A 12281-nucleotide genomic window follows, 5' to 3' on the forward strand; every position below is an offset into this window, starting at 1 on the left:
CCGACTACCTGCCCCCGGGTGATCCGCTGTCTCCCCTGCATGCCCGAGAGGGGCGACGCATCGGGATGGGGACCGTCAGCGACTTGCAACAGCGTGTGCACGCTCTCAGGCTTGCTGACGACGTGATCGCCGGTGGAGATCTGATCCGGCCCGCCCTGCGGGACCTGCGCTCGGCTATCAGGCTGTACCGCGAGACCACCCACAGCGAAGCAGTGGGCTGCAACCTCCTCGCACAGATCGGCGAGTTGGCCCAGATCGCAGGATGGATCGCCAGCGATGCCGGACAGCACGAAGAGGCAGAGACGGTCTACCGTCTTGGAATCAGCGCCGCAAAGCAGGCAGGCAACATGACGCTGGCCGGGAACCTGGGCGGATCACTGGCCTACCAGCTCAGCAACACCGGACGAGAGACCGAAGGACTGAGCCTTGCTCGCGCTGCCCTGGACGGCGCAGGACCGGATGCGCCTCCAAAGGCTCGGGCGCTGTACCTGGACCGCGTGGCGTGGGCAGAGACGAAGATGGGGGCAGAACACGCCCAGAGTGCCATGCGGGCCCTGGGGGAAGCCGGCGAGGCGCTGGCGCAGGACAGCGCCGGGATCGAGTCCCCGGGCTACCTCTATTGGGTGGATTCCGGCGAACTTCAGGTCATGGAGTCCCGTGTCTACACGGAGTTGCGCCGCCCACTTCGCGCCGTCCCACTACTGCGGGACGTCCTGAGCCGGTACGACACGACGCACACACGAGAACTAGCGCTCTACTTGTCTTGGCTTGCCGTTGCCCTGGCGGACGCCAACGAGCCCGAAGAAGCGGCGGCTGTCGCAGAGCGGGTGATCTCCCTCTCCACCGATGTCGCCAGCGATCGGACGGCGAAGCGGGTCCGTATCGTACTGGCCCGGCTTGAGGAGTTCCGCGACGTGCCGGAAGTCCGGGCCGTACTTGGCAGCGCTGCATAAACGCGAAAGCCCCCGCGCCCGTCGACCTGGTGAGGTGACGAGTGCGGGGGTGTGAGTGGTCAGCCGACGAGGACGTTGTTCAGGCGGGCGGCGGCCTTGCCGCCGAACAGGGCGAGACCGCAGTAGAAGTCGATGCGGGTGCGGTAGACGGGCTTGTCGTGAGCCTCGCCCAGGTCTGTTGCCTGGACTCCGCCGTTGGTCAGCCCGGAGACCCCGGCGTCGGCCTCGCCCGTACCGAAGCGGACAGCGTAGATGTCGCCGGTCTGCTTCCCGCCGGTGCCCGTCGTCAGCGGCAGGACGTCGGCCCCATCGAGCTTCTGTCCGGCGTCCAGGAGCGGGATGCCCTTCCACGTGACGGTGCGCTTGCCTGCGATCTCCTCGCGCAGGAGTTCGCCACCGCCGAGTCGGCGGAACCCAGACTCGATCTTGGCTCGGATCGCGGCGTTCATGTACAGCGCGCCGTTGGCGCCGCTGATGCCTCGCACCTGTGCTGCCAGCGCGTCCAGGGCGTCAAAGAAGTCGTGGCCGTTGGCGATCGGCCCTGCTCCCTTTGCGTCCAGCACCTGAGTACCGAACAGCCGCTTGCGCAGGCCGTCGAAGCCCTTCGGGTTGACCTCCACGTCACCGTTGAAGAACTGGTCTGCGAAGTGGACCGAGGCAGCCTTGATCTTGAGTGTGGTCTGAATAGCGCGCTGATCGTTCAGGTCACCACGCGTCTGCACGATGAACTTGTCCACGTCGGCGTCGCCGCCGAGGATGGCCAGGGTTTCGATGCGCTGGTTCAGCGTGCCCGTGCTCTCCGGGTACGCCTCGTTCACAGCCCGGAAGGACACTCCGGGAAGCGTGGACTCCTCGTTGTACTTGAAGGCGTTGCCTGTCACCTGAATCAGCGGCAGCCGATCGAGGATCGGGGATTCCTGCACGAACATTTCAATGACGCCGCGCTGCAACATGTCGGTAGAGAGCTTTGCAGATTCAGCAAGGGTGAGTGCCATAATTTTTCTCCTTTAGGTAGCGCTCATGAATAGCTGTCACGTGAGCGCGTATCATTTCTGACGGTCAGCATGACCCACAGAAGTGCTCAAATGAGCCATGCGAGTTTTTCGCCTCCCTGCCGACTCGGCTCGGGGAGGGCAAGGGGTACCCCCCTGGGGGTAAAACGGACATCACGACCTAATGGGCTTCGCGTTCGCGGCAGCCCAACCGCCAGGCTGATGCTTCGCGGTCTCCCGGTTGTGACACTGAGTACACAGCGGCCGAAGCCTGCTCCACGCATCCGGATCCGCCACACCCTGAGCAATCAACTGCCGCCTACTCAGCGGGAAATGGTCCGGCACCGTGGCCGTACGACCGCACAGCACGCACCACGGATGCGCATACAGGTACCGCTTACGCAGGCGCTGCCACCTGGTCCCGTAGCCCCGCTCCGTGCTCGTCCCGCGCAACTGGTTCGCCTCACGCTCGTGCTGCTCGCAGCGGCCGCCGGCCCGGGTCAGCTCAGGGCACCCGGGGATCGAGCAAGGGGGGCGGGGTCTGCGGGGCATGGGGTACCTCCGAGTAGGGGGCGGGGTTGCATAGGGACGCCCATTGCAGCGGGGGCACTTCGCGGAGTTGATCTGCCTCATCTCTGCCTCATCTCCGTCTCATCTCTGCCTCATTTGCAGTCTGAGGCGCGGAAGCGGAATCGGGAGCTATCGCACTTTTCGGACCGCAACGACGTGCAGAGCGGGAGTGAGATGAGACAGAAATGAGGGCGAGATGGCGTAGAGATGGACAGGGCAAACCCTGCTTACTAGACCGCATGACAGCGAGAACACGCAGCACCAGGCAGCGCCCTGACTTCGAACTCCGCTGCGGCGGACTGCACTTGACCATTCAGCGCGTCCCTGCCTGGCTCGTCACCCTGGTGACCACAGCAGCCGGAACCGGAGCTGGGGCCGCCTGGTGGACGAGCCGGTAACGCAGGACCGATTCCCGCTCGCAGCGACCGCCGGCACGGGTCAGCTCAGGGCGCCCGAGGGTAGAGCAGGGGGGCGGGGCTGAAGTATCGATATAGCGACCCTGTGCGGCCTACGCGCGTACGGCGTCAACTACGTACGAGGGGGGTGCACAAGGGGCTTAGGGGCAACTCCTCTTCCCCACTCGCGTCACCCGTCCCTAGTTTGGGGAGTGACTGTGTGTGCACGATCCACGGACAACACAGGGAGGGTCAGCCATGGAAGCCGACCACAGCACCCCCGCACTAGACATCCGTATCGGCGGATTCCGCATGACCCTTCAGCACATCCCCGTACGGCTTTTGGCGGCCCTGGGAACGTGCAGCGGGTCGGCATTCACGGCGTGGCTCACAACTCGGTGATCGAGCGTCCCGAACTCCGTTGCCGTCTTGAGCCGATGGCAGCCACGACACAGAACGTGCACATTGTCGTCTGTGTCCTCGCCGCCGAGCGACAGGGGCCGCACATGGTCCACGTCCACAGCAGACGCCGGGAACGTGCCCATGCACCAGTCACACCACGCCTGTCCCTTGCGCTCAACGATCCGGCGGAGCCGTGCAGCAGCGTCACGCCGTGCCGCCCGTCGCTTTCCTCGGGACCGTCGAGCCCGAACCGTGGGACGGTCCTGGTACTGGGCATCGTGAACGTCGCAGCGTCCGCGGCGAGTTGCCGTCTCGCTGCACTCTATGCAGTTAGTCATGATTCACCGCCTGGTGCTCGTTGTCGTTGCGTGCTCCCCTGGAGAGGGCGTGCCGTAACCCCGCCCTCTCGGTGCAAGCAGTAGGGACCGGCGAATTCCTACGCCCTTGATGGCGGACGGGCCGATATCTCTCCCGGGTCTAGTGGGGAGCAAGCCTTGCCCGGGGGACCGTCCGGTGATGCGGTGCCGTTTGAGGTACCGATCTCTCTTTATTTGTATTTTTTCTATGTGTTCTAAAAAAGTGGTGTAAACCGTCACTCCATCACCGCTCAGCCCGCTGTAGGGCGGTCCGGAGGGAGCCTCGAGTCGGCGAGGGAAGCCCCCGTGCGCCTGTCTGCGGGCGCGACGAAGCCCCGGACGGGCAAAGGATCGTCCGGGGCGCCCGCAGCCCCCAGGGGCCCCTACGCGGCTGTGGTCACCGTGTCCTGCTGGAGTCGCACGCGGGCGCCGGGTGCGGGGGCGTGCTCGGGGTTGTTCTCGTGCTCGACTTCCGCAGCGATGGTGGCGAGTTCCTCAATAGCGGGGACAAGGTCTCCGGTGATGGTGAACTCAACTCGTCGCAGGTTGAGGGTGCGCCATCCGCCCTTGGTTCCGCGCTTGACTTCCAGCCGGGCCCCGGCGTCGACGAGCATGGCGCGCTTGCCCGCTGTGTCGGCGTCGTTCCAGTCGTCGGCGTAGGTGCGTCCCGTGGGGGTGGCGATGCGGCGGGTCTCGGTCTTCTCCCGTCCCTCCAACTCCGTGATGCGGGCCCGCAGTGCCTTGGCTCGCTTGTTCCACACGGCCATGAGTGCCTTGCTCACGGCATGTTCGGCCTTCTCCTCCATGTGGGCTTCGTACTCGACGAGGGTGGCGTTCAACTCCGGCTCGGGGTCGTACCCGGGTACCTCCCGCACCCGCGTGATCTGCACGGGGCCTGCGTCCTTGAGGAACTGTTCGGTCACGTACTCGTTGACCCAGTCCGCGCGGATGGTCACCGGGGCCGGGCAGTAGGACCCGTCCTTGTACGAGCCGCACCCGTACTTCTCGTTGTGCGCGTTGTAGTACATGCGCCCCCGGCACCCGGAACAGTGGATCACCCGCAACAGCAGGGAAGTTGAGTCCTTGCGCTGCGGAGCACGCTTGGTGCCGGGCTCCGGGGTGAGGAGTGCGCCGATCTGGTCGAACTCCTCGCGGGCGAGGACCGGGGTTTCGGTGGCCATGACGGGGTTGCCCTGCTCGTCGCGGACAGGGGCGCTCTGGTGCATCTTCCAGCCCAGCAGCGATTCCCGCTTGAGCATCTTGACGATGGTGGTCGAACGCCACTGCGCCGGACGCTTCTTCATCGCCCCGGCGGTCTCGGTGTCGGCGGTCTCGTCGGTGTCGTTGCCGTGCTTGAGACGCCTCTTCAGCGCTGCCCAGTGCTCGCGCGGTGTCGGCACCTTCTCAGCGTTGAGGATCTGCGCAACAGCGTGGGGGGTCTTGCCATCCAGGAGCAGGGCAATGATTCGCTCGATCACCTCAACGGCTTCGGGATCGGCGACCAGGGTCCAGCCGGCCCCGCCGTGCTTCTTCGGCATCCGGGCAGGCATGTAGCCGTACGGGGGTGCACCGCCGCCGCGCCACCGCAGGGCCATGGTGCGCATGGCTGCCTGGGCTCCGGTGACGCGTTCTTTGATGTTCTGGGACTCCACCTGCGCCGCGAACGCCAGCATGAGCATCTGGAGTTCGGCCATGGGGTCCATGGGGTTGCGAAAGTCGAAGATCAGCCGCCCCCCGCCGACCCCTTCCGCGAAGGCAAGAACCTTGCGGTGTTCACGGGCCCACTTGGCGAGCTCGTGCATATCGGCCATGGACCGGATGGCACGGTCGAAGCGCCAGAACACCAACGCGTCAAAGGTGTGGGGCAGGGAGAGCCACATGCCCAGCTGTGGCCGGTCGAAGGGGCCGACCTTGGACGCGGACACGTCCAGGTCGACCGCTTCACGAAGGTCGTCACCCTTGCCGAAGTCGATGCCGAGGGCAGCGGCGGCGATGTTGTCGGCTTCGCGCTGCCGCTCGGGGCTGGTGGTTTCGTCGGTCAGGACCGACAGACGGATACACCGCACGCCCCGCAGGGTCTCGGTGGGCACTGCTCCCGCGAGCGTCGCTGAGGCTGATCTCTGTTCTTCCACGCCCGTCGTAGGGACGGATAGATTCCCGCCGGGAACGAGTCGGGGACCTGCTACACCGTGCTTTTCCATACCTCCTGTGGGGAGCAAACCTTGCCGACGTGCCCTGACCTGCGAAGATGCCACCATGGGCCGACCACTCCAGAACTACAACTCTGGAGCATCGGGATTCGCCGTTTCTCGGGGCTCCGCCCCGAAAAGGGGGTCTGGGGGCGAAGCCCCCTGGGGGCACCTCCCAGCGTCAGCTGGGGGGAGAAACGGCGAAAGGGCGGGACCGGGGCACCCCCTACACCGCCCCCACCCCCACCGCCCCCCGGTGATCGAACGCGATCAACGGATCGCCCGTCAGCGGGTGTTCCACCACCGCCGCCCGCACCCCGAACACCTCCGCCAGGAGTTCCGGCGTCAGCACCTCGCGCGGCGTCCCCGACGCCACCACCGCACCGTCGTGCAGCACGTGCAGCCGGTCGCACACCGAGGCCGCCGCGTTGAGGTCGTGCAGGGCGAGCAGCGTCGTGCGGCGCTGCTCGCGCAGCAGGGTCAGGAGTTCCACCTGGTGGCGCACGTCCAGGTGGTTCGTCGGCTCGTCCAGGACCAGGACCTGCGGGTCCTGGGCCAGGGCCCTCGCCAGCAGCACCCGTTGGCGTTCGCCCCCCGACAGGGCCGAGAAGCGGCGGCGGCCGGTGCCGCTCATGCCGACGCGGGACAGGGCCGCCGCCACCGTGTCGGTGTCCGTGCGGTCCTCGCCGGAGAACGCGCGCTTGTAGGGGGTGCGGCCCATGGCGACGACCTCGTGGACGGACAGTTCGAAGTCGGTTCCGCGTTCCTGCGGCAGCGCCGCCACCCGGCGGGCGGACTCGACGGCCGTCAGGGTGCGTACGTCCGTGCCGCCCACCAGCACTCGGCCCGCCTGCGGGCGCAGGTGGCGGTAGACGGTGCGCAGGACCGTCGACTTGCCGCTGCCGTTGGGGCCGATCAGGCCGGCGATCTCGCCGTCCTCGGCGACGATGTGCACACCGGAGACCACCGTCCGCCCGGACAGGGCCACTTCCAGGTCCTCCACGGAGATCCTCATCCGGATCAGCCCCGTTCCAGGCGTCGGTCCAGCAGATACAGCAGCGTCGGCGCGCCGATCAGCGCGGTGACCACGCCCACCGGCAACTCCTGGTCGGGCAGGGCGGTCCGGGCGATCAGGTCGACGACCGTCAGCAGGACCGCGCCGAACAGGGCCGAGACCGGCAGCAGGCGGCGGTGGTCGCCGCCCACCACCATCCGGCAGGCGTGCGGGACCATCAGGCCCACGAAGCCGATCGCCCCGGATACGGACACCAGCACGCCCGTCAGCACGCTCGTCACGACGAAGAGTTCGCGCCGCAGCCGGGTGACGTCCACGCCGAGGCTGGCCGCCGTCTCGTCGCCCATCAGCAGCGCGTTGAGCGCCCGGGCGCGGGCCAGCAGGGCGGCAAGTCCCAGCAGGACGGCCGCCGTCGGGGCGGCGAGCGTCGTCCACTGCGCCCCGCCGAGCGAGCCCATCAGCCAGAACAGCACGCCGTGCGTCTGCTGGTCGTCCCCGGCCTGGAGCACCAGGTAGTGGGTGAAACCGGACAGGAACTGCCCGATCCCCACCCCCGCGAGCACCAGCCGCAACGGCCGGAACCCTCCCCCACGCCGGGCGAACGTCCACACCAGCGCGAAGGAGGCGAGCGCCCCGGCGAACGCGGCCGAGGACAGGCCCAGTCCGAGCGCGCCGCCCGCGCCCGCCCCCAGCACGATCGCCGAGACCGCGCCCAGCGACGCGCCGCTGGAGATGCCCAGCAGGTACGGGTCCGCGAGCGGGTTGCGGACCAGGGCCTGGACCGCCGTGCCGACCAGGCCGAGGCCCGCCCCCACGACGGCCGCCAGCAGGGCGCGCGGCACCCGCAGCCGCCACACGATCAGGTCCTGCGTGCCCGGCGCCGGGGCCTGCCCCGAGATGCCGCGCTCCACCGCCGACCACACCTCGCCGAGCGGCACCCGGGTCGAGCCCAGGCACACCGAGGCGGTCAGCGCCACCAACAGGAGGACGCCCAGGGCGATGCCGATCCAGCCGGCCCGTACCCCCGCACCCCGCTCACGGCCCTCCGCGGCGGCCGGGGCCACGGCCGTCACCTACTTGACCTTTTCCGGGTACAGGGTGTGGGCGATCTCCTGGACGGTGTCCGCGCTGCGCACCCCGCCGATGGTCGTGCGCTCGGAGGCGATGCGCAGGAAGTGGCCCTCCTGCACGGCCTTGAGGTCCTTGGTGGCCGGGAAGGACTTCAGGAAGTCGGCGGCCTCGTCGAAGGCCTTGCGGTTGGCCTCCTCGCTGCCGCGGTTGCGCACGGCGAGCTGGATCCAGTCGGGGTTCTTGGCGACGACGTCCTCCCAGCCGACGGGCTTGAAGTCGCCGTCGCAGCCGTCGAAGACGTTGCGCGCACCGGCCTGGGTGATCACGGCGTTGGCGACCTGCCGGTTGCAGACGGCCATGGGCTGCTTGGTGCCGGCGTCGTAGTCGAAGAGGAAGTAGGTGGGCCGCTTGTCCTGCGGGACGTCCTTGAGCGCGCCCTGCACCGCACCGGTCTTCTTCCGCATGGACGCGACGAGTTCGGCGGCGCGCGCCGAGGTGCCGGTGACCTTGCCGAGCTCCTCGATGTCGGCCTCGATGCCCGACAGGTCGGTGCGAGGGGACTTGCTCATGGCCGCGCACGCCGAGGACTTCAGGAAGACGTGCTTGATGCCCGCGGCCTTGAACTCCTCGGCCGTGGGGGCGTCGCCCATCTTCCCCATGTTCTTCATGGAGGAGAAGGAGTCGAGGTAGAGGTCCGCGCCCGAACCCAGCAGCTTCTCCTTGGGGATCACCGTCTTGCCGAGCACCGGGACCTTCGCCGCCTGCTCCGCGTACTGCTGCGGCATGGCGCCGTTGCCGGGCGGGAAGCCCGTGCCGGCGGCCTTGTCGCCCGCGCCCAGCCACATCAGCAGCTCCAGGCCGGAGGCGTTGCTGGTGACGATGCGCTTCGGCGCCGCGTCGAAGGTGGTCTTCGCGCCCATGCAGTCGGTCACGCTGACGGGGAAGCCGGTTGCGGCGGCGGACGCGCCCGCGTCGTCCTTCTTCTCCGCATTGCCGCCACCACCGCCGCAGGCCGTCGCCGACAGGGCCACCGCGGCCAGCACACCGCTCCACGCACGAGCGCGCATCAGAAAACTCTCCAGGGTTCGACAAGTCCGACGTACAGACGGGCCCGCCGGAGCAGGCCCGGATCAGGTAGTCGGACGGAATGCCCGACCGGTTCCCGGACGTCGTGAAGAAGTGCGGCATACGCTGCAATCCAGGTCGGACGGTTCGAGCGAAGGAGACGAGCGGCATGGCGGAGCAGCTGGAGGAGATGCCCACCGACTGGCAGCGTGCCCTCGCGATCGTCGCGCACCCCGACGACCTCGAGTACGGCGCCTCCGCCGCCGTCGCCACCTGGACCGACGCCGGGCGCGCGTGCGTCTATGTGCTGGCCTCCTCCGGCGAGGCGGGCATCGACACCCTGGCCCCCGCCGAGGCCGCCCCGCTGCGCGAGCGCGAACAGCGGGCGAGCGCCGCGGCCGTCGGGGTGCAGGAGGTGGAGTTCCTCGGCCACCCCGACGGCGTCATCGAGTACGGCACCGCGCTGCGCCGCGACATCGCCGCCGCCATCCGGCGCCACCGCCCCGACCTCGTCCTCACCCTCAACCACCACGACACCTGGGGCGGCACCTACTGGAACACCCCCGACCACCGCAACGTCGGGCGGGCCGCGCTGGACGCCGTCGCCGACGCCGGCAACCGGTGGATCTTCCCCGACCTCGACGGGAACGGCCTCCAGCCGTGGAACGGGGTGCGCTACGTGGCCGTGGCGGGCTCCCCGCAGCCGACCCACGCGGTCGACGCGAGCGCGGGGTTCGAGCGCGCGGTGCAGTCCCTGCTCTGTCACCGCACCTACATCGAGGCGCTCACCGAGGACGAACCGGAGGGCTACTGCCGGTCCTTCCTGGAGAGCGCCATGGCCCGCACCGCCGAGCGGTTCGGCGGCCGCCCCGCCGTGGCGTTCGAACTGTTCACGCGCTGACCTCCGCCGACGCCCGTTCCATCACCAGCACGGCCACGTCGTCCTGCAGCCGCCCGCCGGTGTGCGCGGCGAGGTCGGCGTGCAGCCGGGCCAGCAGCTCGGAGGTCGGCAGCGCGGCCCAGGCGGTGAGCCGTTCGGCGAGCGGGTAGAAGGCGCCGTCCGGCGCCCGCGCCTCGGTCACCCCGTCGGTGCAGGCCAGCAGCCGGGCCGTTGACGGCAGCGTCACGCGCTGGGCCGTGCGGGGCGCCGCCACCAGGTGCCCCAGCCCCAGCGGCAGGCCGGGTTCCAGCGGCTCCAGTTCGCGCACGCCGCCGTCCGGGCCGAGCAGGAACGGGGCGAGGTGACCGCAGTCCACGAGCACCAGGTGGATCCGGTCGTCCGCCCCGGCCGACGCGGCCCCCTCCGGCTCCTTCGCCTCCTCCGGCTCCTCCGCGCCGAGGACCAGGGCCGTCACGAACTCCTCCGACGCCCGCATCCGCACCTCCTCCGGCCGGATGCGGGCGTCCGGCTGCGACCGCGCCTGGTACTCGGCCGACCGGTGGTAGCGCTGGAGCCCCTGCTCCATCGCCTCCACCCCGCTGACCAGGTCCCGCCGGTGGTACGCCGCCTCCCGGAAGGCGGTGAGCACCGCGGCCCCCGCGCCCAGGGTGCCGAGCCCCTTGCCCCGGACGTCGCCGATGAGCACCCGGGTGCCGTACGGGGTGTCGACGACCTCGTAGATGTCGCCCCCGATCAGCGCCTCCCGCTGCGAGGACACGTAGAAGCCGTCCACCAGCACGCCGTGCGTGCGCAGCGGAAGCGGCCGCAGCAGGGCCCGTTGGGCGGCCTCGCCGGTGGCCCGGACGCGCTCCAGCAGCTCGTCCTCGTCCCGCCGCAGCCGGGCCACGGCGACGGCCGCGCCGACCATGAGGACGTTGCCGAGGACCGCCCCGATGCGGTCGACCAGCGTCACCTCGGAGGGCAGCATCACCCCGTGCCGGGTCACCATCAGGACGAAGTCGACGGCCCCCACGAACAGCGTCTGGCGGTACGTGCACAGCACCGCCGCCAACACCGGTGCCAGGGCGGCGTAGACGTCCAGCCGCAGGGCCGCCCGGGTCGCCAGGTCGATCCAGACGACGGCGGTGAGGTAGCCCAGGACCAGCGCGAAGGGCAGTCCGCGCGACAGCGAGCGCACCGGGGCAGACCTCCGCGGACAGGGACGGACCGACCCGTTCAGCCTTCCACGGGCGGTCCGGCCCGGCCACCGGTCAGATCTTGCGGTAGGCGCGGGCGTCCTCGGCCGCCGCGAGGACGGCGGCGAGACCGCCGCCCGCCGACGCGGTGACCACGGCCGCCACCGCGCCCTCGACGAAGGGGGCGTCCGCGATGCGCATGCCCGCGGCCGCGATGCCGCTCTCGGCCAGCAGGGCCTTGACGGTGAGGACCGCGCTGCCCATGTCGCACACCGCCACCACGCCCGCGCCCTCGTCGACGGTCCGCACCGCCTGCCGGACCAGCTCGGCGCTGGTGCCGACGGAGCCGTCCGGCAGACCGCCGGCCACCGCCACCGCGGCCGGGTCGCCCGAACCCACCAGGGCGCGGGCGAGGGCGGCCGTCGCGGTGGCCACCTCGCGGCTGTGCGAGACGAGCACGGTGCCGACGCGCCCGGCGGGCGGCTGCCGTTCCGGTGCCGGCTCCGGCTCCGCGGCGGCGGGGACCTCCGCCGCGCACAGCTCCGGGTCCGTCGCCTCGTACAGCGCGGTGAGCAGCAGGGCGGAGGAGGCGGCGCCCGGGTCCAGGTGACCGATGCTGCGCTCGCCCAGGTAGCTGGCGCGCCCGCGCCGCGCCTGCAGCGGAACGGTCGCCTCGGCGCCGTCGCGGGCCGCCCGGGCGGCCGCTTCCAGCGCGCCCGCGGGATCGGCGTCCTGTTCCAGCGCCTCGGTGTAGGCGTCGACGGCCGGCTGCAGGGCGTCGACCATGGTCTTGTCGCCCGGCGCGGAGTCGCCGAGCCGCCGCACGCTCGCCACGGCCGCGGCCAGCGCCCGGCCGAGGGCCTCCGGCGCGACGACGGGGTCCTCGCCGAGGACCTTGCCCATGCGGCGCAGCACCGTTCCGTAGAGCGGTCCGGAGGCGCCGCCGACGGTGTTGGTGAGGTGCACACCGGCCGCGGTGAGCAGGGCGCCGGGGGTGGCCGGGGGATCGGCGGCGAGGGCCTGGGCGGCGGAGGTGAAGCCGCGCTTGAGGTTGACCCCGTGGTCGGCGTCGCCGATGGCGGCGTCGAGCTCGGTGAGGCGGGCGGACTCGGCGGTGATGACGCGGGTGGCGCGGTCGAGGAACCGGCGGAAGAAGGCCAGGTCGAGCGTGACGGTCATGGGGTTCAGGGTAGGGGG

The 12281-nt window shown here is 70.1% G+C and carries 10 protein-coding genes and 1 pseudogene; 2 read left to right on the forward strand and 9 right to left on the reverse strand.

All coding sequences use genetic code 11. The annotated features are described in order from the left end of the window. The first annotated feature begins 83 nt into the window (after nucleotides 1-83). Complete coding sequence (locus ACMATS_RS31720; protein WP_414170831.1) at nucleotides 84-953, forward strand: hypothetical protein; 870 nt, start codon at nucleotides 84-86, stop codon at nucleotides 951-953. A gap of 59 nt (nucleotides 954-1012) precedes the next feature. Here ACMATS_RS31720 and ACMATS_RS31725 read toward each other — a convergent pair whose 3' ends face one another. The 6 genes from ACMATS_RS31725 to ACMATS_RS31750 all read right to left on the reverse strand — a co-directional run bounded on the left by ACMATS_RS31725 (nucleotide 1013) and on the right by ACMATS_RS31750 (nucleotide 9010). Next, nucleotides 1013-1948: a major capsid protein gene (locus tag ACMATS_RS31725; protein WP_414169828.1), complete on the reverse strand. Its 936-nt coding sequence runs from the start codon at nucleotides 1946-1948 to the stop codon at nucleotides 1013-1015. A 1282-nt stretch (nucleotides 1949-3230) separates the two neighbouring features. Beyond that, nucleotides 3231-3650 carry an HNH endonuclease gene (locus tag ACMATS_RS31730; RefSeq protein ID WP_414169829.1) on the reverse strand — a complete coding sequence of 140 codons (420 nt, stop codon included), beginning with the start codon at nucleotides 3648-3650 and terminating at the stop codon, nucleotides 3231-3233. A gap of 401 nt (nucleotides 3651-4051) precedes the next feature. Further along, the gene (locus ACMATS_RS31735; protein WP_414169830.1) at nucleotides 4052-5734 is read right to left on the reverse strand and encodes a recombinase family protein; all 1683 of its coding nucleotides are present in this window, start codon (nucleotides 5732-5734) and stop codon (nucleotides 4052-4054) included. A 349-nt stretch (nucleotides 5735-6083) separates the two neighbouring features. Beyond that, a complete protein-coding gene (locus tag ACMATS_RS31740) occupies nucleotides 6084-6872 on the reverse strand; it encodes an ABC transporter ATP-binding protein (RefSeq protein ID WP_414169831.1) in 789 nt (262 codons plus the stop codon). A gap of 5 nt (nucleotides 6873-6877) precedes the next feature. Beyond that, nucleotides 6878-7936, reverse strand: a complete 1059-nt coding sequence (locus tag ACMATS_RS31745) for a FecCD family ABC transporter permease (RefSeq protein WP_414170832.1) — start codon at nucleotides 7934-7936, stop codon at nucleotides 6878-6880. A gap of 9 nt (nucleotides 7937-7945) precedes the next feature. Then, nucleotides 7946-9010 carry an ABC transporter substrate-binding protein gene (locus ACMATS_RS31750; RefSeq protein WP_390779209.1) on the reverse strand — a complete coding sequence of 355 codons (1065 nt, stop codon included), beginning with the start codon at nucleotides 9008-9010 and terminating at the stop codon, nucleotides 7946-7948. Between the two features lie 167 nt (nucleotides 9011-9177). Between ACMATS_RS31750 and ACMATS_RS31755 the strand changes: the two genes are divergently transcribed. Next, nucleotides 9178-9909: a PIG-L deacetylase family protein gene (locus ACMATS_RS31755; RefSeq protein ID WP_414169832.1), complete on the forward strand. Its 732-nt coding sequence runs from the start codon at nucleotides 9178-9180 to the stop codon at nucleotides 9907-9909. Here the strand turns inward: ACMATS_RS31755 and ACMATS_RS31760 are convergent. From ACMATS_RS31760 to dhaL, 3 genes and pseudogenes are all read right to left on the reverse strand, one after another. Then, nucleotides 9899-11086: a PP2C family protein-serine/threonine phosphatase gene (locus ACMATS_RS31760; protein ID WP_391155193.1), complete on the reverse strand. Its 1188-nt coding sequence runs from the start codon at nucleotides 11084-11086 to the stop codon at nucleotides 9899-9901. The two genes, ACMATS_RS31755 and ACMATS_RS31760, sit on opposite strands and share 11 nt — an antisense overlap. A gap of 73 nt (nucleotides 11087-11159) precedes the next feature. Then, on the reverse strand, nucleotides 11160-11543 hold the full coding sequence (locus ACMATS_RS31765) for a PTS-dependent dihydroxyacetone kinase phosphotransferase subunit DhaM (protein ID WP_414170833.1): 384 nt from the start codon (nucleotides 11541-11543) through the stop codon (nucleotides 11160-11162). A 93-nt stretch (nucleotides 11544-11636) separates the two neighbouring features. After that, a pseudogene (dhaL, locus tag ACMATS_RS31770) lies at nucleotides 11637-12263 on the reverse strand (dihydroxyacetone kinase subunit DhaL); the annotation flags it as partial. Nucleotides 12264-12281 lie beyond the last annotated feature (18 nt).

The sequence above is a fragment of the Streptoverticillium reticulum genome (assembly GCF_047456005.1).
GTDB lineage: Bacteria > Actinomycetota > Actinomycetes > Streptomycetales > Streptomycetaceae > Streptomyces > Streptomyces reticulum.

Bases quoted from the DNA above. Each gene is read 5' to 3' on its own strand.
- ACMATS_RS31725 (WP_414169828.1), bottom strand. From the start codon at position 1,948: ATGGCACTCACCCTTGCTGAATCTGCAAAGCTCTCTACCGACATGTTG.
- ACMATS_RS31730 (WP_414169829.1), bottom strand. From the start codon at position 3,650: ATGACTAACTGCATAGAGTGCAGCGAGACGGCAACTCGCCGCGGACGC.
- ACMATS_RS31740 (WP_414169831.1), bottom strand. From the start codon at position 6,872: ATGAGGATCTCCGTGGAGGACCTGGAAGTGGCCCTGTCCGGGCGGACG.
- ACMATS_RS31750 (WP_390779209.1), bottom strand. From the start codon at position 9,010: ATGCGCGCTCGTGCGTGGAGCGGTGTGCTGGCCGCGGTGGCCCTGTCG.
- ACMATS_RS31755 (WP_414169832.1), top strand. From the start codon at position 9,178: ATGGCGGAGCAGCTGGAGGAGATGCCCACCGACTGGCAGCGTGCCCTC.